The organism is Saccharothrix sp. HUAS TT1 (genome assembly GCF_040744945.1).
Lineage (GTDB): Bacteria > Actinomycetota > Actinomycetes > Mycobacteriales > Pseudonocardiaceae > Actinosynnema.
This window is the reverse complement of the sequence record NZ_CP160453.1, coordinates 7,126,004-7,148,314: the sequence shown is the minus strand read 5'-3', so window position 1 is coordinate 7,148,314 and position 22,311 is coordinate 7,126,004. Positions and strand designations below refer to the sequence as shown.

Sequence of the window (22,311 nt, the reverse complement as noted above, 5' to 3'; positions counted from 1 at the left end):
GGGAAGCGATCCACTTCGGGTCGTGCCAACCGTGGGGGGAATAATGCGGGGATCGCGGCGTTTTGGGCTGCCCGGAAAACTGTCCATCGTGGTCATCCTGACCGCGTTGGTGTTCGTGGGACTTCCGGTCGGTCCGCCGTACTTCTCCGGCGAGTGGCCCGGGGTGGAGCGGGCGTTGGCCTGGCTGGACGGTCTGCTCACCCCGTCGGCGTCGGCGTCGGCGTCGGCGTCGGCCGAGGTGGAGGCGGCGGAGCCCCGGGTCGAGGCCGCGCCGCCACGTGACCCGGCCGAGCGCGTCCGGGAGGTCGCGGAGCTGCGGTCGGAGACCGCCAGGGTCTTCCAGCGGGTGGACGGCCAGTTCGAGGCCGAGGTGTCCGCTCGTCCGGAGCACTACCGCGACGCCGAGGGCCGGTGGCAGGCGGTCGACACCGCGATCCGGCCGGACGGCCGTGACGGCTTCCGGTTCGGCAACGACCGCAACGCCTTCCGCAGCTCCTTCGGGGACAAGTCGGACAAGCTGGTGCGCTTCGAGCACGGTGGCAAGCACATCGTGCTGGGCGTCGACGTCGGCCAGAAGTCGTTGACGCCGAAAGTGGAGCGCAACACGGTCGTCTACCCGGACGCCTTCGAGGGCGCCGATCTGGTCTACCAGGTCGGCGACTCGCTCAAGGAGAAGATCGTCCTGGACGAGGCGCCGGACGAGGCGGTCTACCGCTTCACCCTCCAGGCGGGCGGGGTCACGGCGAAGGCCGAGTCGGACGGGTCGATCGGTTTCTACCCCGGGCCCGATGCCGAGGGCACGCCGCTGTTCGTGATGCCCAGGCCGTTCATGCACGACAGCCGTGACGACGGCGCGTCGCCGTACGGCAAGGCGTGGAGCGACAAGGTCACCCAGACCGTCGAGCAGCAGGGCGCCAAGACGACCATCACCGTCCGCGCGGACCGCGACTGGCTGGCCGCGCCGGAGCGCGAGTACCCGGTGGTGATCGACCCGACGATCACGATCCAGCCGACCGTCACGCAGTCGCAGGACGTGATGATCGCCCAGGACCTGCCGACGTCGAACTTCGACGGCAACTGGCGGCTGTCCACCGGCACGACCAACGCCACCACGACCACCGCGTACCGCAGCCTGGTCCGGTTCGGGCTCGGCAGCGTCCCGTCCGGCGCGACGCTGAGCTCCGCCCAGCTGAAGATGTACTACGACCAGGACTTCGACCCCGTCGGCAAGGCGGTGGAGATCGAGGCACGGCGGGTCACCTCAGCGTGGAACGAGGCCACCGCGACGTGGAACTCGATGAACGCGGCCTTCGCGGAGGCCGCCACGGGCACCCAGACCAAGCCCGCCACCGTGTCCAGCGCCTGGCACTCGTTCGACGTGCGCGACATCGTGCAGTCGTGGCTGACCGGCGCCACCACCAACCACGGCTTCATGCTCAAGGCGAAGAACGAGGCCCCGCAGCTGGGCGGTCTGCGCTACGAGGCCGCCGAGTACGCCTACAACGGCGAGACCGCCAACTCGCCGAAGCTGGTGCTGGTCTACGGCCGGCCGAGCGCGGTCCTGGACGCGCCGACCACGATCCACGCCACCGGCGCCGAGCTGTCCTGGTCCCCGTACGTGGACCCCGACCCGGCCAACCCGGCCGACGACCTGGTCGAGTACCAGGTCCACCGCACGGTGTTCCAGACGTTCACGCCGTCACCGTGGACGTTGGTGGCCCCGCTGGCGCCGGGAACGACCAGGTTCGCCGACACCACGGCCAAACCCACGGCTGCGGACTCGCCGGACCCGTTCGGTGCGGCCTACTACTACATGATCGTGGTGAAGACGCGTGACGGGCAGCTCGTGCCGTCCACCACCGAGCTGGTCCGGCTCCCGAAGGCCGGACGGATCGTCAAGCTCTACCAGAACCTCACGGCCGACGCGCATCCCGACACCACGCTGTCCAGCGCGCAGCCGACCGCGAACCTCAACAGCCCCAACGGGCAGGCCTGGCAGCTCGTCGGCAAGGAGAGCAGCAGCTTCGGCACCACCAGGTCCATCCTGGACTTCGGCGACCTGACCGACATCCCCGACACGGCGCGCATCCTCGACGCCGAGGTCGAGATGTGGACCACCACCACGGTGGGCACCGGCGCGGCCTTCGACGCGCACCCGTTGACCAAGCCGTTCGTCGAGGGGCAGGCGACCTGGCAACGCGCGTCCACCGCGACCGCGTGGACCACACCCGGCGGTGACGTCGGGCCCGCGTTCGACAACGTCCCGACGATCACGAACGACCCGAAGTGGCACATCTGGGACGCGACCGGCACCGTGCAGGGCTGGATCGGCAACCGGGCGTCGAACAACGGCGTGCTGGTCAAGCTGCGCAACGAAACGTCGAGCGGCCCGACGCAGCGCGCGATCTTCCTGTCCGGCGAGGCCGTCGAACCGCAGCTGCGGCCCAAGCTCGTGGTCACCTACACCGCGCCCACACCCGAGCTGACCTACTACACCGCCGACACCCCGGCCACCCGGATGGTGCCCGGCGACGAGTACACCTTCCCGGTCACCCTGGCCAACACCACGACCACGCCGTGGCGCTCGGCCGACCAGGTGCTGTCCTACCGCTGGACCCTGCCGGACGGAACCGACGTCACGACCGGCGGCAACCGCTTGGAGACCGCGTTGCCCGCCGATGTCGCCCCCGGCGCGTCGGTCACCGTGCAGGCCAAGGTCAAGACTCCCATCCAGAGCGATTCCGGCAACAAGCGCGAGCAGTACGTCCTGCACTGGGACCTGCTCGACCGCACTACCGGTCAGTGGTTGTCGCAGACCGGGAACCTGCCCGCGATGCCGCAGAACGTGACGGTGGAGGACCCGACCTCCGACCAGCTGGGCCTGGAGAAGTTCTACCAGTACATCGGCACCGGCACGGGCAACGGTTCCGGGCTGAAGGTCAACCCCTACGCGGGCAACGTGGTGTGGAACCACGACCCGTTCAGCAACCCCGGCCGCGGCCTGGCGACGTTCGTGCGGATGACCTACAACAGCGTCGACACCGCCTCGACGTCGATGGGGCAGGGCTGGTCGCTGGCCGCGTCCAGCATCATGCGCCTGGGCACGCCGCTGGACCTGCACCCCAAGGGACAGGACTACCCGACCACCACCACGCTGACCGACGGCGACGGCACCAGCCACACCTTCGAGCTGAACAAGAACGGCAGCACCGACCCCGCGCGCTGGACCTACGACCGCCCCGCGGGCGTGCACCTGTTCCTGCAGCGCGACGGCGCGGCGGACCAGTCACGCCGCTGGAAGATGACCCGGCCCGACCGCACGGAGTTCCTGTTCGACGAGGGCGGTTGGCTGACCGCGATCCGGGACAAGAACGCCAACGAGCTCCAGTTCACCTACACCGAGCGCAAGTCCAACAACCAGCCGCGCAAGTTCCTGACCTACATCACCGACCCCACCGCACGGCGCACCCTGGCCCTGGACTACTACGAGAAGGGCCAGAACTACGCCTACTACGAGAACGGCGTCCGCAAGACCGGGACCAACCTCACCAACCCGAAGATCATCGACCAGGTCGAGACGATCAAGGACATCTCCGGCCGGACCCTGGCGCTGACCTACAGCGACAAGGGCCTGCTGGAGGAACTGGTCGACGGCGCCGGTGACGCGAAGGCCAAGACGTTCCGGTTCGCCTACGACGCCACCCAGGGCAACAAGAACGTCAAGCTGGTCAAGATCACCGATCCGCGCGGCAACGCCACGGACCTGTCCTACTACACCGCCCCGGTCGACCCCAAGGACAAGTGGAAGGTCCGGACGATCACCGACCGCGGTCGCGGGGTGTCCACCTTCTCCTACGTCGACCCCGACGGCACGGCGGGTTCGACCATCGAGGCCACCACGGTCGACGCCCAGGACAAGACGACCAAGTACACGATGGACGGCTACGGCCGTCCGACGAAGGTCGTCAACGCCAAGAACGAGACAACCGAGCTGACCTGGGACGACGACAACAACGTCGTAGCCGCCAAGGCGCCCAACGGGGCCCTGACGACGTGGACCTACGACCGGAAGACCGGTGTCCCGACCTCGGTCCGGGACCCGGAGGCGAACAAGAACAACACCCCGGCGGGCGCCCTCGGGTACCAGTTCGGGCTGAACGGCTACACCGCCGACCTCACCTCGAAGACCAGTCCCGAGGGTCGTCGATGGACCTTCGCCTACGACCCCAAGGGCAACCTGACCTCGGTCACCGACCCCAAGGGCACTTCGACGGCGACGGCGGGCGACTACGAGACCACCTACACCTACGACCAGCACGGCCAGCTGCTCAACGCCACCGACGCCAACGGCAACCCGACGACGTACTCCGACTACGACCCGGTCGGCTACCCCCGCACGAGCAAGGACGCGCTGAACAACGTCACCACCACGGCGTACGACGTGCGCGGCAACGTCACCTCGGTCACCGACGCCCGCAACAAGACGACGACGCAGACCTACGACGTCTTCGGCAGACCGCTGGAGTCGCGCGTCCCGAAGGACGCCGCCGCCGGTGACTTCATCGTCACCCCCGCCCCGGTCTACGACGCCAACGACAACGTGACCACCGAGACCTCGCCCAACGGCGCGGTGACCACGGCCGTCTACGACGCGCTGGACCAGGTGACCAGTGCGTCCATGCCCAAGGACGACCCGACCGGGCCCGCCCGCACCGCGTCGTTCACCTACGACAAGGTCGGCAACGTGCTCAGCGAGACCTCCCCGCTGGGCAACCTGACCCCGACCGACCCCGACGACCACACCACCCGCTACGAGCACGACGACATCTACCAGGTCGTCGCGGCGGTCGATGCCCTGGGTGGACGCGCCACCGTCACCTACGACAGCGTGGGCAACCCCGTCACCGTCGCGGACCCGCGCAAGAACGCGACCGCGGACCCGGCCGACTTCACCACGAAGTACACCTACGACCTCAACGGCAAGGTGCTCACCGAGACCGACGCGGCCGGGCACGTCCTGCGCAACGAGTACGACCGCGACGGCAACGCCGTGGCCAACACCGACCAGGACGGCAACCGGGTCGAGATCCGGTTCGACGAGCGCGCCAAGCCCGTCGAGATCAAGGCGCCGCACAAGCTCGACGGCGCCACCCCGATCAGCCGGATCACCCGCTACGAGTACGACGAGGTCGGCAACCGGACCCGCGAGATCACCCCGCGAGGGGTCGAGACCGCCGACGACCCCGACGACTTCGTCCGGCAGACCACCTACGACCAGCTCAACCGGGTGCGCGAGGAAATCCTCCCGTACGACCGGGACGACTCCCGGCACAACACACCCGACAAGATCATCAGCAGCTACGACGCGGTCGGCAACCTGGTGGAGACCAGCGCCCCGCCGTCCGGCACGCAGACCGTCCGCAACGTCGCCAAGTACACCCACTACGACAACGGCCTGGTCCGCAGCTCCACCGATGCCTGGGACATCACCACCCGCTACGAGTACGACGCGCTGGGCGGCCAGACCAAGGCGACGCTCAGCAGCGCGGGCGACTCGGTGAACCGCACGATCGTCAACACGTACTTCCCGGACGGCAAGCCGCGCACCAAGGCCGACGACGGGGTGCCGGTCGGCAAGCACGTCGCACTGGTGGACAACTCCGACACCGCCACCTCCACGGCAGGCGCCTGGACCACCTCGGGCACGGGCGCCGGCTACCAGGGCTTCGACTACCGCACCGCGACCGCCGGCTCCGGGACGTCCACGTTCACCTGGACACCGGTCGTCGCGGCCAACGGCACCTACGAGGTGTCGGTCCGCTACGCGGCGGGCACCGCCACCAACGCGCCCTATACCGTCCACCACGCCGGCGGCGCCACGACCGTCACCGTGGACCAGAAGACGCGCGTCGGCGAGTGGGTGAGCCTGGGCAGCTACACGTTCACCGAGGGCAACACCCACAAGGTCGTGCTCACCAACGCCGCCAACGGCACCGTGGTCGCCGACTCCGTGCGACTCGTGCGCGACAACAGCGGTGACACCGACACCGAGCAGAAGACCTTCGCCTACGCCTACGACGCCGACGGCAACCTGACCTCGTTGACCGACAGCGGTTCGGGGGCGCGGGTCGACACCTACGCGATGGCCTACGACGGCCTCGCCCGACTGGCCAAGGTGGAGGAGAAGCTGGCGGGCGCCGTGCGCGGCACCACCTCCTTCACCTACGACCCCATCGGCAACCCGCTGACCCGCACCCACGACCGGCAGAGCGCCACCTTCGAGTACGACCCGCGCGACCTGGTCAGCAAGGTCACCAACACCGAGGCGGGGGACGCGGCCAAGGTCACCACGTTCGGCTACACCAAGCGCGGCGAGATCGCGAAGGAGACCCGCGGCAACGGCAACGTCGTCGACTACGCCTACTACCTCGACGGCCAGGTCAAGGACCAGGTCGAGAAGACCTCCGCGGGCGCGCTCGTCGCCGAGCACCACCTGGAGTACAGCCCCAACGGCCACCGCACGCGCGACGCCGCGAAGCGGATGAACGCCGACGACAACTCCGCCCACCTCGACCACGTCTACGACTTCACCTACGACCCGCGCGACCGGATCGCCGAGCTGACCCGTTCCGCGGCCGGTGGCGAGGTCCAGGAGACCGAGACCTACGTCCACGACGCCAACGGCAACGTCACCCAGGAGACGATCGAGGGCAAGACCACCGACTCCACCTACGACCGCAACCGGCTGACCTCCAGCACCAGCGGCGGGTCGACGTCGACCTACAACTACGACCCGCTGGGGCGGCTGGACACCGTCACCTCGGCCGGGAAGGTCTTGGAGAAGTACGCCTACGACGGGTTCGACCGCGTCGCCTCCCACCGGCAGCTCAAGCCGGACAACTCCACCGAGACCACCAAGTACACCTACGACCCCTACGACCGCACCACCTCGCGCACCGAGAAGGCCGGCGGCTCGGGCGAGGAGACCACCGTCTTCTCCTTCTTGGGCCTGTCCAACGAGGTGGCCGCCGAGGAGATCGGCGGCGCGCTGAAGAAGACCTACACGTTCGGGCCGTGGAACGAGCGCCTGGGCATGGTCAAGCACGACGGGACCAAGGAGTACTCGTACTACTCCTACAACGCCCACACCGACGTCGAAGTGCTCACCAAGCAGGACGGCAAGGCGCGGGCCACCTACGGCTACACCGCCTACGGCAGGGACGACACCCAGCTCTATACCGGCGTCGACAAGCCCGACTCCGCCAATCCGGACAAGAAGCCGTACAACACCTACCGCTTCAACGCCAAGCGCCTGGACTCGGCCACCGGCGACTACGACATGGGCGCCCGCGACTACGACCCCCAGCTCAACCGCTTCCTCACGCGTGACATGTACAACGGCGCCCTGTCCGACCTGTCGCTGGGCACCGACCCGTTCACCATGAACCGCTACGCCTTCGCGGGCGGCAACCCGATCTCCGGCATCGAGATCGACGGCCACCTGTTCGGCATGAGCTTCTCCGACATCGGCCACCTGGCCCTCGACGTCGTCGGCCTGGTCCCGGTCGTCGGCGAGGTCGCCGACCTGGCCAACGCCGCCTGGTACGCCGCCGAAGGCGACTACCTCAACGCCGCCCTCTCCGCAGCCTCCGCCATCCCCTTCGCCGGCTACGCCGCCACCGGCGCCAAACTCGCCATCAAGGGCGCCGACGCAGTCTCCGGCGCGGTGAAGGCCTCCGACGACGTAGCTGCCGCAGCCACCAAGACCGGCACCGACGCATCCGGAGCCGGGGCCAAGACGGGCACTGGTGCCACACCATCCGGCGGCACCCGCGCAACCGACCCGGCACCGGCCAACCCGCGACCCGCACCTGAACCCTCCCCCATCAAGGTGCAGCCTTCGGGTAAAGCCTGCGACATCGGCAATAGCTTCACACCGGAGACCCTGGTGCTCATGGGGGACGGCAGCTACCGGGCGATCAGCGAGATCGAGGTCGGCGACCTGGTCTGGGCGACCGACCCGGAGGCCGGTAGCAGCCAGGCGAAACCGGTCAGCAGGCTGATCGAAGGTGAGGGCGTCAAACACCTGGTGGAGATCACCGTCGAGGACGGCTCCACGATCGTCGCCACCGATGCGCACCCGTTCTGGGTGCAGGAGCTACACCGCTGGGTCGACGCCGAGGACCTGCACGCGGGCAACTGGTTGCGCACGTCGGCGGGAACCTACGTGCAGGTCTCGGCTGTTCAGAGCCGTACGGCACACCAGCGGGTGCACAACCTCACCGTCGACAGCATCCACACCTACTACGTGGCTACTAGCGACGTCGACGTCTTGGTGCACAACTGCGGGAGTAGTGTTCCCGGTCCCAACAACGCGATGCGCGATCCTGGCAGCGGCCGGTTCGCCCCGAACCCGAACAAGCCGCCTGCCGCTGCCAAGAACAGCGGCCACGGCAACTCGCTGAACAGCAATCGCCTCACCTATCTCTACGAGCTGGTCGACGATGCGACCGGGCAGCGGCTCAAGTGGGGTATCACCAGCGAGACGAACCCGCTCAACCGCTATACCAAGAAGGAGTTGCAGGGCATCACGATGGTGGTCCACAAGAGCGGCACGCGGGCTAGGATGGCAGCCTTGGAACGGGCGCTCGTCCAGCGGTATCCCGGGCCCCGCAACCGTGAGTCCTATGCCGGGACGCGGAGAGGGTGAGGTTTCAGAGGCCGGCTCTACGGGACGAGGCCCTTGTCAGGAAAGGCGAGCCGCGACATGTCCGAAAGTGAACGGGCACCGTCCCTCGGTGACCGCAGGCGGTCGTTGACCGTCGGCACCAGGGTCGGTGGCCTGAGTGAAACCTCCAGGGCGGCAGCCGAGCAGACACGCCAGCTGTCTGTGGCCGTCACTCGCCAGGAGGACAGCTATGCGATCGGTGACGCGGAACTCGAGGCGTCGGTCAACGTGATGTTCGACGTGCCGGGGCCGGTCGTGGGGATCGACTACACCGGTATTCGCACGGGGTCGTGGTCGGCGAAGGAACGTTCCCAGATCGTCCAAGTGGCAGTCCCCGTGATGGCCGCTGATGAACTGCGGGACTTTGTCGCACGCGCGCTGGTGGCGGCGGTGGATCTCGCAGTGGCCACGATGGCGAAGCGCAGGACTCGTCATCCGCTGAGGCGGGCGGCGGCGATCGCGGCGGCTGTGGCGGAGCCTGCTCGCGGGCCGGCGTTCATAGCGGCGGAGACCGACCGGGGCAAAGCCTTCCTCGCGGCGACCCCTTCATCGATCAGAGCAGCCGTCGATGTGATCGAACGGCATGGATTCCTCACTCTGGACTTGGGTGGGCAGGACCGGTACGTGCAGGCCGCGTTCAGTGGTGACCACATGGTCTTGGAGTACCGCGATGGTGCGCCGGAGCAGCACTATCGCGCCGCTCCGATGACCCGAGAGCAGGTGGCGGATGCTATGTGGGCGTGGGTGAACAGTCCGAGGGAGCCCGTCCCGGGCTTTTCATGGACCCGCCTGGTCGATTGAGACCGCGAGAGGATCGGCAGAGGGCTCTGAACAGAAGTGATCGAGGCAGGGTGATGCCGGACCTGGATCCTGGCGGCGAGGTCGACCGCTTGATGCCAGCAGCGCACGGTGTTCAGATGCAGTCCCAACTCCTGGGTGGTACTCGCTTAGTCTCGTGGTCGTAGGCCGTCGTCTTCAGCCGCACGCGTTCGGCGGCACTCGGCCTGTCGGGCAGGCCGTGCGGAGGGCATGGCGGCCGAAGTGGATTCCCGGCGAGCCGCAGCCCTCCCCGCTCGCCGTGGTAGTGGGGCCCAGGGATCGCGGCGGTCAGCGGGGGCTTGAGCTTGGACTGGCCAGATCACTCCGCCACGGGCAGGCACTCGGCGAGCAGGTCGAGGACATCGCGCCAGGCTCGCTGCGCGTGTCGTGGGTGGTAGCCGACGCCAGGGACCACTGGGTGGTCGACCGGCGGGTGGTGGAAGGCGTGCAAGGCGCCGCCGTAGACCACGAGGCGCCAGTCGACGCCTGCGGCTTGCATCTCGGCGGTGAAGGCGTCCCGCTGAGCGGGCGGCGTGATCGGGTCTTCCGAGCCGACCCCGGCCCACATCGGGCAGCGAATGCGCGCCGCCTCACCCGGTCGGCCCGTGGTCAGTGCGTTGACGGTCCCGATGGCGCGCAGGTTGACGCCGTCGCGCCCGAGTTCCAGCCCGATGGCGCCTCCGGTGCCGTAGCCGACGGCGGTTCGGCGCGCAGCACGTCCAGCGCCGCGTGGCCGATGCCCCGCATCCGGTCAGGGCTGTCGAGCAGCGGCAGGCAACGGGCCGGCATCTCCTCGGGGTCGCTCAAATAGCGCCCGCCGTGGAGGTCGAAGGCCAGTGCCACGTATCCCAGTTCGGCGAGCGCGTCGGCCCGGCGACGCTCGACGTCGCTCAGCCCTGGCCCCTCTGGTCCGAGCAGCACCGCGGGCCGGCGGTCGGTACCAGCTGGGAGCGCGAGGTGCCCGATCATCGTCAGACCATCGGCCGGGTACTGGACCGTGCGCGTGGTGATCGTGGTCATGGGACTGGACCGTAGTGATCGTTGAGCCAGGTGGGGGCAGGGTTCGCGGCCGGTAGAACAGCGCGGGTGTTCCTCTGGTCGAGCGGCTTGTCTGCATTCGTTGATGGGTTCAGCTTGCGCCCGTACAGGGACAGCGCGATCTGCCCGGTCCGGTCGTTCCAGTACTGGTGCAGTTCGTCGTCCGGCGTGCTCCAGCCGAGGTCGCCGTTCGCGTCGACCGTGTAACCGTCCAGCGAGACGTTCATGCCATAGGTCAGCGTTCCCAGGGCGTCGCAGACCGCCGGAACGTGGGCGGTTCATCGCGCCGCCGCGCCGGCTCGACACACCACACCCCGGACAACCCGACGACGGCGCCGCTGTCAGCGTCCTGCCGTCGGCAGAGCACGAGTCCGGCGCCGACGCGGAGGCCGACGTGGTGGAGGTTGTCGGGTGTGCCGCAGAAGACGCCCCAGGTGCAGAGCAGGCGCAGCAGCACGAAGGCGTTGCGCGGCGTCGTCCGGCGTGGGTGGAAGCGCAGGCGATGTGGTCAGGCCGCGACGCGTCCCGGCAGTGCCCGTTTCCGAACTGAGGCAAGTGGAGGGTCTTTGGTGCGAAGTCGGGGGACTCCTGATGGATCGGACGTGGCTATGCACCGTCCTGCACGTCGAACGCGCCAGCTGTCTCGCCTTGGCGAACTCACCACCCGGACCGGGCGCTCAACGGCACGGATGGTCGAGCCGCGCTGATGCGAGCGGCTCGGCCATCCGTGCGGCATCCGGCTGATGGCGCGGTGTCGCGGGAGGGGAATTCTGGATGTCATCGACGTCGACAGGGAGGACACGTTGGTGATCAAGAGGGGGATTGCGCTCGCCGCCGCAGTGGGCTTGATGGTCGCGGGGGTCGGCGGGACAGCGGCGGCCGTGCCGGGAGGGAACCGGATCGACCGCCAGATGGTGCAGTCGGTGCTCGACGAGATGACCACCACCGGCGCGCAGGGGGTGCAGGTGCGGATCGTGGACGGGCACCACGAGTTCACCGCCCGCGCGGGCACGGCCAGGATCGACGCACCGGACCCGGTGCCGATCGACGGCCGGTTCCGGATCGGCAGCATCACCAAGACCTTCGTCGCCACCGTGGTACTGCAACTGGTCGGTGAGCGGCGGGTGGAACTGGACGCGCCCGTGTCGCGCTACCTGCCCGGGCTGCTGCCGCACGGTGGCCCGATCACCGTGCGACACCTGCTCGGGCACACCAGCGGACTGCCCGACCACACGTTCGAGTTACCCGACGACGCCGGCTTCCGCTCCTTCACGCCGGCCGAGTTGGTCGCCCTGATCGCGGACAAACCGCTGGAGTTCCAGCCCGGTACCGCGTCCGGCTACTCCAACACCAACTACGTCGTCGCGGGCATGCTGATCGAGCGGGTCACCGGGCGGTCCTACGCCGACGCGATCACGCACCGCGTCCTGCGCCCGCTCGGGCTGCGGGGAACGTCACTGCCGGGCACGCGGGTGGAGATCCCCGGTCCACACGCCCGCGCCTACCTCAGGTTCGAGGACGAGGTCTTCGACGTCACCGAGCACGACCCGTCGTTCATCGGGGCGGCCGGCGAGATGATCTCCACCACGGCGGACCTGAACCGCTTCGTGGACGCGCTGCTGGACGGCCGCCTGCTGCGCCCGGCCCAACTGCGGGAAATGATGACCACGGTGGACGGGAGAGGGCTGGGGCTGGTCACCTACGAGGTGTCGTGCGGAACGCGGGTGTGGGGCCACAACGGGCGTGTCACGGGCTACTCCAGCACGGTGGTGAGCAGCGAGGACACCCGCACGAGGATGACCTTCGCGGTGAGCTGGGCCTGGGACTTCGGGCCGGTCCCCGGCCGCGAGGCACTGCTGGAGGCGGTCTACTGCTGACCCGGTGACCGGATGTGGGACCCCGCCTGACCTGGCCGGGATTCCACGCGGCCACCTGGGCCAAGCCTTGTACCCGGTGCCGGTGCCGGTGCCGGTGCAGGTGCAGGTGGGGAGCCTTTGGTGCGCAGACGAGGGAACTCCTGGTAGATCGGACGTTGTCGAGGCGCCGCTCTGCCAGGAGTTCCGTTGTCACCGCGCTCGATCCCCGCGGGCGGTTCCACCGCGGGTGCCCCGTGCTGCCGCCTGGTCTCGTCCCACCAGCCTGTCCGGCGAACGGGTCGGTGTCCCACCGACGTCACCGACGCCCAGTGGGCCGAGCTGGACCCGCTGTTGCCCGGTCCGGCGTGCCTGGCCGGTCGTGGCGGGCGGTGGGAGAAGTACTGCCGTCGGGTGGTCGTGGACGCGATCCTCCACGCGGTGGACAACGGCATCAAGTGGCGTGCCCTGCCTGTGGACTTCCCGCCGTGGCAACGGTCTACGAGCGCTTCGCGGCTGGGGAGAAGGTCGGTGCGTCGCAGCGGCTGCTCGACGCGTTGCGTGACCGTGTCCGTCTGGTGGAGGGCCGGGTGGCGGCGCCGTCGGCTGCGGTGGTGGACTCGCAGTCGGTGCGCGCAGTCTGTTGCGGCGGATGCGCGCCACCGCCGGCGGTCGGGTGGCGTTGGTGTGGGCCGACGGCGGCTGCACCGGCGCCCTGATCGACTGGGCGCGGAAGAACTTTCGCCTGCTGGTGGAGACCGGCCAACGTCCGCAGGCGCCGTACTTCACCGTGCTGCCCAGAAGGTGGGTGGTCGAACGAAGTCTTGCCTGGATCACCGGACACCGCCGCTGCGTCCGCGACTACGAACGCCTACCCCGCCACCACGAAGGCGCGGTCCGCGGGTTCATGATCCGCATCACCACCCGCCGGCTCACCCAACCCCGGTAGCCCGGAAACGGGCACTCACGCGGTCAGGCGTCTTGACCTGCCTGTTCGGCAGTGACAGCCGGAAGACCTTGCGCCACGCCGAGAAGAGCTGCTTCGGCAGCGATCCGGTGGTGTACTCCAGGCCGTAGCGGTCGAACAGTTCCCGCACCTTCGGCGCGATCTCGCCGTAGCGGTTGCTCGGCAGGTCCGGGAACAGGTGGTGCTCGATCTGGTGCGACAGGTTGCCGGTCATGATGTGCAGCACCTTGCCGCCGCTGATGTTGGCCGAGCCGAGCATCTGCCGCAGGTACCACTGGCCGCGCGTCTCGCCGACGATCGAGCGGCGTTCGAAGGTCTGCACCCCCTCTGGGAAGTGGCCGCACATGATCACCGAGTGGCTCCAGAGGTTGCGGACCAGGTTCGCGGTGAACGTCGCGGCGAGCGTCGTGAGGAACGACGGGCCGGACACCAGCGGGTGGATGACGTAGTCCTTCAGGACCTGCTTGCGGATCTTCTTGCCCACCTCGCGGGCCCGCGCCCGGAACTCGGGGTCCTTGCGGCGGCGCTTGTGCAGGTTCTTGCCGAGCTCCAGGTCGTACGCGGCGATGCCGTACTCGAAGAAGCAGGCGTTGACGAAGTTCCACAGCGGCTGGCCCAGATGGAACGGGTGCCACTTCTGGTCCTCGTCGACGCGCATGATGCCGTAGCCGAGGTCGTTGTCCTTGCCGATCACGTTGGTGTAGGTGTGGTGCAGCTCGTTGTGGGAGTGCTTCCACTGCGCGGCGGGCGAGACGTGGTCCCACTCCCAGGACGTGGAGTGGACCTTCGGGTCGCGCATCCAGTCCCACTGCCCGTGCAGGACGTTGTGGCCGATCTCCATGTTCTCCAGGATCTTGGCCACGGACAGGCCCGCGGTGCCGATCAACCAGGCGGGCGGGAAGAGGGAGAACAGCAGCACGCCCCGGCTGGTCACCTCGAGCTTGCGCTGCACCGAGATGACCTTGCGGATGTAAGCCGCGTCGCGTTCACCGCGACTGGAGATCACCTCGTCGCGCAACGCGTCCAGCTCGCGGCCGAGTTGCTCGACCTGCTGGTCGGACAGGTGGGCGGTGGGGTCGATGGCGGTCATGTGCTCGCTTCCTAGCGCTCGATCTCGCAGGCGCCCGCCGCGGCGGACACGCAGGTCTGGATGAGGACGCCGGGCTCGGCCGTGGTGACCTCACCCGTGCGCAGGTCGCGGACGGCGCCCGCGCGCAGTGGCGTGACGCAGCCGAAGCAGATGCCCATGCGGCAGCCGGACGGCATCAGCACGCCCGCCTGCTCGCCGACGTCGAGCAGCGGCGTGGACCCGTCGGCCTCGACGGTCCGGTCGGTGGCGGTGAACGTGACCGCGCCGCCCTCGCCAGTCACCAGCACGGCGGGGCGGAAGCGCTCGGTGTGCAGGAGGTCGGCGACGCCGTGCCGCGCCCAGTGCTCCTCGGCGGCGTCGAGCACGCCGGCCGGACCGCACGCCCACGTCTCGCGCTCGGCCCAGTCGGGCACGTGCTCGTCGAGGCGGGCGACGTCGAGCACGCCGTCGGTGTCGGTGTGCCGCTCGATCAACCGGATCGCCCCGTCGGCGGCCAGGTCGCGCAGGTCGTCGCGGAAGATGACGTCCGCCCCGGTCGGCGCGGAGTGCAGCACGACCACGTCGGGGAGGTCGGCGTCGCGCAACATGCCCATCGCGGGCGTGATGCCGCTGCCGGCCGTCAGGTAGAGCACCTTCGCGGGCTTGGTCGCGGGCAGCACGAAGTCGCCGGCGGCCTGGTCGAGGTGGATGACCGCGCCCGGCTCGGCCCTGCGGACCAGGTGGTTGCTGACCTTGCCGTTCGGCATCGCCTTCACGGTGATCGTGATGCGGCCGTCGGCCCGGTTCGCGGGCGACGTGACGGAGTAGGCCCGCCACAGCCGCACGCCGTCGACGTCCACGCCGACCCGGACGTACTGCCCGGCGACGTGGCCCCTCCAGCCGCGGCCGGGCTTGATCACGATGGTGGCCGCGTCGCTGGTCTCGGGGTGGATCGCCTCGATGCGGCCACGCAGGTCGGCGCCCGCGCGCAGCGGGGCGACCAGGTCGAGGTAGTCCGAGGGCAGCAGCGGCGTCGTGACCGCCTCCAGCAGCCTCAACGCCCTGGTGCGGAGGGCGACGCTTGTCATGTGTCCAGCATGATGTGGCTCAGGGCGTAAAGTCATGACCGCACGACGTGAACTCTGCTGTGGAATTTGTACTGGGAGAACAAATGAGCCGCGCTGTCGGAGGCGTCGCCGAGTTCGGCCTCGACCACGCCACGATCACGGCGCTGCGGGCGTTGCTGCCGGTCACGGCCAACGAGGTGGTCCAGGCGGTGATCGACGAGGTGCCCAGCTACGAGGGCGCGCTGTCGGGCCGGATGGGCGGCAGGATCCGCCGCGCCGTGCGCACCGCGCTGGGCCACTTCCTGGACGTGGCGGACGGCGCGGGCACCCAGGAGGACGCCACCGAGGCCGCCTACGAGCTGGGGCGCGGCGAAGTGCGCGACGGCCGCTCGATGGATGCCTTGCTCAGCGCCTACCGGGTCGGCGCCCGGGTGGCGTGGCGAGGTCTCGCCGCCGGAGCCGTGTCGTCCGGTCTGTCCGCCGGGGGTCTCGCCAAGTTCGCCGAGCTGCTCTTCGCCTACATCGACGAGCTGTCCGCGGCCAGCGCCGCCGGGCACGCCGACGAACTGGCCGTCCGAGGACGGGCGCGGGAGCGCTACCTGGAGCAGCTCTGCCGTGACCTGATCGCGGGCGAGGGCGAGGACGTGCTGCTCGCGGGCGCCGAACGAGCGGACTGGACGCCTCCCGGTTCCCTGACGGCTGTGCTGCTGCCATCCTCACAAGCCCGCTCGGCGCATCGGCTGCTCGACCCCCGCACGCTGCTCCTGGAGGACTCGCAGGACTCGACGGCCGTGCTCCTGGCGCCGGACGCGGACCGCGGGCACCTGCTGCAGCTGCTGGCGGACCGCTCCGCCGTGGTCGGCCCGACCCGGCCGTGGACGCGAGTGGTGTCGTCGTTCGTCCGGGCGACGCGGGCCCGTGCGCTGTCCGCGGACATCCGCGACACCGAGCAGTGCCTGGTCGACCTGGTGCTCAATGCCGATGCGGAGGCTTACACCGACCTCCGCGCACGGGTGCTGGCGCCGTTGCGCGATCAACGGCCGGCGACCGCGCGGCGGCTTGAGGAGACGCTGCGGGCGTGGCTGCTGCACCACGGGCGGCGGGACGAGGTGGCGGCGTCGCTGTTCGTGCACCCGCAGACCGTGCGGTACCGGATGGGTCGGCTGCGCGACCTGTTCGGCGATCTCACCTCGCCGGAGCGGGTCCTCGAACTCACAGTGGCGCTGGCGCGCGGTTAGGCACGGCTCCGCCGTGCCGCGTCCGCGCGTCGACGAGGTGGACTCGGGCAGTCCCGACACCCGGGGCGGCGGTCGGCACGCCGCGTTCGCCGGCCGGGGCGCCTGTGACGGGGCCACCCCGCTGCCGAACGCGGTTGACGGGGGCGGATCGGAGTGCCGCGGGTGTTGGTTGCCTACGGGCAGCTCAGGGTGTTCAGCGGCGGACGCTTCGGTGCGGTGTAGCCGTAACCGACGGTGGCCGACTGCCAGCTCAAGACCTGGTAACTGGTCTTGCTCATCGTGAACCTGACGGTCGCGTAGTTGGCCGGACCCCAGTTCTCGGTGTAGGCGTTGCCCCCGGCGCCGGTGAAGTCGAGCCGGCTGTTCCAGTTGACGTTGATCGACACCGCGACGGTGTTCGGGCGCTTGGCCCGCACCTTCAAGGTGATGGTGTCGGGCGTCTGCGCGACGCGGCAGGCGCTGAACACCGGCGTGTTGCGGTTGGTGGCGTAGCTGGACGGGATGGTCGTCCAACCGGTGGCCTGGACGTCGACCCCGGTCGTCGGGGCCGCGGAGGCGCCGGCCGGGACGACCGCGAACGTGGCGAGCGCCGCGACCAGCACTCCGGTGAAGGACGAGAGGGACCTGCGCAATTCGGGCGCACCTTTCACTCGGGAAGCGTTGGCACTCGTACCGCGACTGCGGTGCTGCCGGATCCCGGATGGTAGTCGGTCGCGGGTTCTCCACGGCGAAGCGAGGCACGAGTGACCTGATCGCCGCTCGTGACGAGCGTGCCGGCCGGCGCCGCTGACGCGCACGCGACTCAGGCGTCGAGCAAGCCGGACTCCCACGCCCAGGCGGCGATCTCGACGCGGTTGCGGGCGCCCAGCTTCGCCTGGACCGCCGCCAGGTGCGTCTTGACCGTGCCGACCGTGATGTGCAGGGCGTGCGCCACCTCGGCGTTCGTGCGCCCGCGGGCCACCAGGAGCACCACGTCCAGCTCCCGTGGGGACAGCGGCACGTCGCGGAGCTGAGCGCGTCGGCCCGCCAGTTCCCGGAGCAGGCGAACGGTGATCGCCGGGCTCACCAGCGCCTCGCCCGAGGCCGCGGCGCGAATCGCCTCCACCAGCAGGGTGGCGCCGGAGGTCTTGAGCACGAAACCGGACGCCCCGTGCCGCAGGGCCTCGCGCACGTGCTCGTCGTCGTCGAAGGTGGTGACCACCACGACCCTCGGGCCGTTGATCCGGCGCAGCGCCTCCAGGCCGTCCAGGCGGGGCATCCGGATGTCCATCAGCACGACGTCCGGGACGAGGTCGCGCGCCAGGGCCACGGCCTCCACACCGTCGACGGCCTCGCCGACGACCTCGATGCCCGGTTCGGCGGACAGGATCATGCGGAAGCCGGTGCGGACCATCGCCTGGTCGTCGGCGATGAGAACGGTGATCGTCATGCTTCTCCCCGGGCGGGCAGGACGGCCTCGACCGCCCAGCCCCCGTGCGAGGTCGGGCCCGCGGACAGGGTGCCACCCGCCGCCGTGACCCGTTCGCGCAGGCCGCGCAGGCCGAAGCCGCCGGAGTGCCCTGGTGTGGACCGGCCGTCGTCGGTCACGCGGACCAGGAGGTGGTCGCCGGTGCGGTGGACCGACACGTCGACGGCGGTGGCGTCGTGCGCGTGCTTGCGCGCGTTGGTCAACGCCTCCATCACCACGCGGTAGGCCGCGGTGGAAGCGGCGAGGGGCACGTCGGCGAACGGCCCGCGCACGTCGAGCGCGCAGAGGAGGCCCGATGAGCGGCGGAAGCGCTCCACCAGCTCCGCCACCTCGGCGACTCCGGGGGCCTGGTCGTCGCCGGTGTCGCGCAGCAGGCCCACCGCGCGGCGCATGGCGTCCACCGCCTCGGTGCCGGCGCGCTCGATCTCCCGGAGCGCGGGCAGCACGAGTTCGGGGTTGGCGCGGGCGACCGCCGCCGCGCCCTGGGCGTGCACCACGATCCCGGTGACGTGGTGGGCGACGAAGTCGTGCAGGTCGCGGGCGAACTCAGCGCGTTGGGCGGCTCGGGCGCGCTCCAGTCGCCGGGTGCGGGCGGCGGCGGTCAGGCGCGCCACCAGACCGGCCGCCACGGCGACCGCCACGCCGAGCGCCGACACGAGCACGCCGATCGCCGCCCGGAGGCCCTCGACGTCCCCCCACAGCGGCTGGGCCAGGACGGACACCGCCAGGGCGGGGGCGGCGACGACCGTCCACCGGGATTCGCCGCGCCACACCAGCAGACCGAGCACACCGAGCGAGGCGGCGGTCGTGGACAGGGTGAAGGGCATCTCCGCGGCCTGGTCGTGCCGGGCGGCCCACCCCGTGCCCGCCGCGCAGGCGGCCTGTGCCACCGCGAGCGCGGGCAGGCCGCGCGGGCCCGGCCAACCGGCGCAGAGGGCCACCGCCACCGCCGCCACCGCCCACGGCAGGCGCACGTTGCCCTGACCGCTGAACCCGCCCAACCACAGGTCGACCAGGCCGAGGGCGGCCAACGCGCACGCGGCGGCCAGCCAGGGGACCGCTGTTCGGAGGAAGAACCGCACCCGGCCAGCCTAGGGATCGCGGCATGGCCGCCGGATCCCTCGGGTGGGGGTCTGCCGAAAGGGGGAGGTGGGCCGGCAAGACCTGCCGGAAGGGGGAGGGCGCGCGGCGCCCCTCGGCGCACGCTGGCACCCAGTCCAGCCAGGAGGGTCCGCAGGTGTGGGATGACGTCGGTTACGCGGGTGTCGGGATCGAGTCGTGGCACGTGCTCGTGCCCGCTCTCGCGATGTGGGGCGCGGTGCTCGTGACCCGCGCGGTGCGCGGCCGGCCGGGGTGGACGGGGCGCCACCTCGTGACCAGGGCGGTGGTCGGGTTCTACGTCGCGGGGGTCGTGCACTTCACGCTGTTCCCCATCGACGTGCAACGGGGGCCCTACGCCAACCGGACCGCGTGGTACGAGCAGGTCAACTGGCTCCCGCTGCTGACCGCGGACGTGCCGTCGTTCGCGCTCAACGTGGTGATGCTGGTGCCGTTCGGCGTGCTCCTGCCGCTGGTGTCGGCGCGAGCCGCGAGCGCGAGGCGGGTGGCGGCGCTGTCACTGGCGTTCAGCGCGTCGATCGAGGTGGCGCAGTTGCTCGTCTACGTCTTCGCGCGCAGCGGGCGCAGCGTCGACGTCAACGACCTCCTCGCGAACGCGCTGGGCGGTGTGCTCGGCTACCTGCTGGTCAAGTCCCTGCCCGCGCTGCGGCGCACCGCGCTGCCCGGTTCACCGCTCGCCTGACCACGTCCGACGCGCTCTGCCACCGGACACGTTCGACAGCGGGTCGCGATGCCGCGGGGTGTCGTGCTCGGGGCGTGCCGCGCCGTGAGCAGGTCGGGACGGTGTGGGGTGTCGAGGCCGGGTGGGGCATCGGTGGGTATCGCGGCATTCGGGTTCGCGTGCACCGAAGTGCTCGTGCGGCGCGGGTGCCCGGCCTGGCATCCCACCGTGCCGTCAATGCCTAACCGGATGTCGGGCGTGATGGTTGGTAGCCGCCATGCGACGTGTTCCGGTCGCGCTGTTCCGACCGGCCTTCCCCTCGCGGGGCGGCTCTCAGGAGGTCAGCTGTGGTCAATGGTTCAGTTCGAGCACTCCGCCGATCCGCTGGCATCGTCGCGGCGGTCTGCCTGGCACTGGGTGTTGTTCCCGGCGGAATCGCCGCAGGGCAACCGGTCCACCCGGCCGAGCGCAAGAGCCGCACGGGCAAGCTGTTCATCACCGGCAGTGGCGTCGACGTCGACTTCGAGGTGCGGCTGCCGTAGCACCTGTCGCGGTGCCCTGTTCGGACCGTTCGGTTCGCACGCGCTCGGACAGTCCGAACCGGACAGTACCGGGGGCTCGGCCCGGGTCGGATCAGAAGGTGGCGTACACGTGGTCGAGGGGCACGTCGTCGCCGCCCACCAGCGGCACGTACTCGATCGGCGACGGCATGCCCGTCGCCCGGTGCCGGTTGAAGTCGCCGACCACGAAGATCGGCGTCGCCGGGTGGTTCTGCCGCATCTCCGCCACCTTGTCGCGCGGGATCTCGTAGTGCCGGTTCCACCGGGCCTGGCGCTCCGGGTGGGCGCCCCACGCACCGGAGATGAAGTGCGTGTTCACCACGATGAAGCGCTTGCCCGTGCCACGCAGTTCCAGGATGACCCAGTTCACGTAGCGCGCCGGGGTCACCCCCGCTTCCCCTGCGTGGGTGAGGATGCTGCCCGAGTCCGCCAACTGGAACCTCTCCACCCGCCAGGGGATGGGCACCGCCTTGGCCGGCTCGGCCGCGGGGAAGAACGTGTCGTACTCGGCGCCCAGCCGGTTGTTGAGCTTGGTGCGGTCTTCCGGCTCGTTCACCTCCTGCCACCCGATGACGCCGGCGAAGGGCTCGAAGCTTGCCGCGCCGCGGAACGTGTTGTGGGTGCCGATGGAGATCGTGTCGAGCGCCGCGGCGCCCGGCTCGGCGGAAGCCGGCGCCCCGACCGCCAGTGCGGTCAGGGCGACGATCACGGAGGTGACCGACCTGGTGAGTTTCACGGTGTTCCCCTCCGGGTGAATATCGGTTACCTGCCACCCAAAGTGATCGCAAGTGCGTGAACAAGGACCGCGGTCGACCTGATCCGCGTGCCGGTGCTGCGTCTCGGAACGTTTATCCGGTAATCGGGTCGGCCGTGGTGGCGCGGTGTCGGCAGCACGTGTGCCTGGTAGCCGACCTCCGAGGTCGAGGCCCACCCTCAGAGCGTCCGTTCCGCCAACCGAGTGATGTCAATGCTCCTGTCGATGCGCTGGAGGTCGCCGCAGGCGCGAAAAAGGTCGTATCGGTTTTCTTCGAAGGAGTGGTTGCGTCCACCGGGTGACCGAATTGCTTGTGGTGCGAACCGCTTTCAGCGCGTGGGTGGATCACCGTCCGCTCGCCGGAAACGAGTGGTGCCGGTACTGGAACCATTCGTATGGGGTGCGTGATCCGGGCATCACACTGACGGACGGGAAAAGATGAAATTCGGTTTCCGATCGGCCGGTCCTGTGCTCGGCGCCCTGCTCATGGCCGTGGGGGCGTCCCCGGGGGGCGCTTCAGCGAGCACGGCCCCGGTGGACTGCACCGGCTCGGTCGAGCACTACGACCTGACCTACCTCCGGAGGTGGATCGCGGATGGGCAGGCCGTCCGCTCGGGGCCCCGGGCGGACTGTTCCGCTCGCTTCCGCGGGCCGGTGGAGGTCGACGTGGACTGCTGGGTGGAGAACAACCGCGGGGCCACGTGGTGGTTCGTGCAGAGCAGGCTGGGACAGGGATGGGCTTACGAGGGGAACTTCGGCTCACCCCTCCCCGGCATGACCACGCCTATTGCTTCGTCCCGTAGTGACGATCCCTGGTTGCGGGGTTGACGGCGCCGGGTCGAGGTGAAGCCGGCTCCGGCGAGGAAGCCCGCTGGCGGGGCGGGTGGCGTTGGACGTGGCGCGGTCCGCGGTGGTGGCCCGGGGTGGGGCTCTCTCGTGCCGGGGGAGTCCTCGTCCTTGCCCCGGTCGC

15 protein-coding genes and 2 pseudogenes are annotated in these 22,311 nt (G+C 69.9%); 8 read left to right on the top strand and 9 right to left on the bottom strand.

Translation table 11 applies throughout. The features are described 5' to 3' along the window. Positions 1-88: 88 nt before the first annotated feature. Positions 89-8,710 carry a DNRLRE domain-containing protein gene (locus tag AB0F89_RS31465; protein WP_367129287.1) on the top strand — a complete coding sequence of 2,874 codons (8,622 nt, stop codon included), beginning with the start codon at positions 89-91 and terminating at the stop codon, positions 8,708-8,710. Positions 8,711-8,815: 105 nt separating this feature from the next. Beyond that, complete coding sequence (locus tag AB0F89_RS31460) at positions 8,816-9,529, top strand: hypothetical protein (RefSeq protein WP_367129286.1); 714 nt, start codon at positions 8,816-8,818, stop codon at positions 9,527-9,529. 337 nt (positions 9,530-9,866) lie between these two features. On the opposite strand, the gene AB0F89_RS31455 is transcribed toward AB0F89_RS31460, so the two are convergent. The 3 genes from AB0F89_RS31455 to AB0F89_RS31445 are packed head-to-tail and all read right to left on the bottom strand — an operon-like array spanning position 9,867 to position 10,812. Next, positions 9,867-10,187, bottom strand: a complete 321-nt coding sequence (locus tag AB0F89_RS31455; RefSeq protein WP_367139061.1) for a dienelactone hydrolase family protein — start codon at positions 10,185-10,187, stop codon at positions 9,867-9,869. Beyond that, positions 10,157-10,567 carry a dienelactone hydrolase family protein gene (locus AB0F89_RS31450; RefSeq protein ID WP_367129285.1) on the bottom strand — a complete coding sequence of 137 codons (411 nt, stop codon included), beginning with the start codon at positions 10,565-10,567 and terminating at the stop codon, positions 10,157-10,159. Before AB0F89_RS31450 ends, AB0F89_RS31455 begins: the two co-directional genes overlap by 31 nt. Beyond that, positions 10,564-10,812: a hypothetical protein gene (locus tag AB0F89_RS31445; RefSeq protein ID WP_367129284.1), complete on the bottom strand. Its 249-nt coding sequence runs from the start codon at positions 10,810-10,812 to the stop codon at positions 10,564-10,566. Before AB0F89_RS31445 ends, AB0F89_RS31450 begins: the two co-directional genes overlap by 4 nt. A gap of 579 nt (positions 10,813-11,391) precedes the next feature. On the opposite strand from AB0F89_RS31445, the gene AB0F89_RS31440 reads away from it, so the two are divergent. From AB0F89_RS31440 to AB0F89_RS31430, 3 genes and pseudogenes are all read left to right on the top strand, one after another. Beyond that, positions 11,392-12,462 carry a serine hydrolase domain-containing protein gene (locus tag AB0F89_RS31440; protein WP_367129283.1) on the top strand — a complete coding sequence of 357 codons (1,071 nt, stop codon included), beginning with the start codon at positions 11,392-11,394 and terminating at the stop codon, positions 12,460-12,462. 243 nt (positions 12,463-12,705) lie between these two features. Further along, a pseudogene (locus tag AB0F89_RS31435) lies at positions 12,706-12,941 on the top strand (transposase); the annotation flags it as partial. A 281-nt stretch (positions 12,942-13,222) separates the two neighbouring features. Further along, positions 13,223-13,318, top strand: a pseudogene (locus tag AB0F89_RS31430) (IS5/IS1182 family transposase); the annotation flags it as partial. 52 nt (positions 13,319-13,370) lie between these two features. Here the strand turns inward: AB0F89_RS31430 and AB0F89_RS31425 are convergent. Both AB0F89_RS31425 and AB0F89_RS31420 read right to left on the bottom strand, forming a co-directional pair. Beyond that, positions 13,371-14,495, bottom strand: a complete 1,125-nt coding sequence (locus AB0F89_RS31425; protein WP_367129282.1) for a fatty acid desaturase — start codon at positions 14,493-14,495, stop codon at positions 13,371-13,373. Positions 14,496-14,506: 11 nt separating this feature from the next. Next, positions 14,507-15,562 carry a ferredoxin reductase gene (locus AB0F89_RS31420; protein WP_367129281.1) on the bottom strand — a complete coding sequence of 352 codons (1,056 nt, stop codon included), beginning with the start codon at positions 15,560-15,562 and terminating at the stop codon, positions 14,507-14,509. Positions 15,563-15,645: 83 nt separating this feature from the next. On the opposite strand from AB0F89_RS31420, the gene AB0F89_RS31415 reads away from it, so the two are divergent. After that, a complete protein-coding gene (locus AB0F89_RS31415) occupies positions 15,646-16,779 on the top strand; it encodes a PucR family transcriptional regulator (RefSeq protein WP_367129279.1) in 1,134 nt (377 codons plus the stop codon). A 173-nt stretch (positions 16,780-16,952) separates the two neighbouring features. On the opposite strand, the gene AB0F89_RS31410 is transcribed toward AB0F89_RS31415, so the two are convergent. The 3 genes from AB0F89_RS31410 to AB0F89_RS31400 form a co-directional block, all read right to left on the bottom strand. Next, entirely contained in the window at positions 16,953-17,411 is a 459-nt protein-coding gene (locus AB0F89_RS31410; protein ID WP_367129278.1) for a hypothetical protein, read from the bottom strand. 170 nt (positions 17,412-17,581) lie between these two features. Next, a complete protein-coding gene (locus AB0F89_RS31405) occupies positions 17,582-18,208 on the bottom strand; it encodes a response regulator (RefSeq protein WP_367129277.1) in 627 nt (208 codons plus the stop codon). Beyond that, a complete protein-coding gene (locus AB0F89_RS31400; RefSeq protein ID WP_367129276.1) occupies positions 18,205-19,329 on the bottom strand; it encodes a sensor histidine kinase in 1,125 nt (374 codons plus the stop codon). The genes AB0F89_RS31405 and AB0F89_RS31400 overlap by 4 nt, the downstream gene beginning before the upstream one ends. A 155-nt stretch (positions 19,330-19,484) precedes the next feature. Here AB0F89_RS31400 and AB0F89_RS31395 point away from each other — a divergent pair, with 155 nt between their 5' ends. Next, on the top strand, positions 19,485-20,048 hold the full coding sequence (locus tag AB0F89_RS31395; protein ID WP_367129275.1) for a VanZ family protein: 564 nt from the start codon (positions 19,485-19,487) through the stop codon (positions 20,046-20,048). A gap of 326 nt (positions 20,049-20,374) precedes the next feature. Next, positions 20,375-20,569 carry a hypothetical protein gene (locus AB0F89_RS31390; protein ID WP_367129274.1) on the top strand — a complete coding sequence of 65 codons (195 nt, stop codon included), beginning with the start codon at positions 20,375-20,377 and terminating at the stop codon, positions 20,567-20,569. Between the two features lie 91 nt (positions 20,570-20,660). Here the strand turns inward: AB0F89_RS31390 and AB0F89_RS31385 are convergent, their stop codons facing one another. Continuing rightward, on the bottom strand, positions 20,661-21,323 hold the full coding sequence (locus AB0F89_RS31385; protein ID WP_367129273.1) for a hypothetical protein: 663 nt from the start codon (positions 21,321-21,323) through the stop codon (positions 20,661-20,663). Between the last annotated feature and the right edge of the window lie 988 nt (positions 21,324-22,311).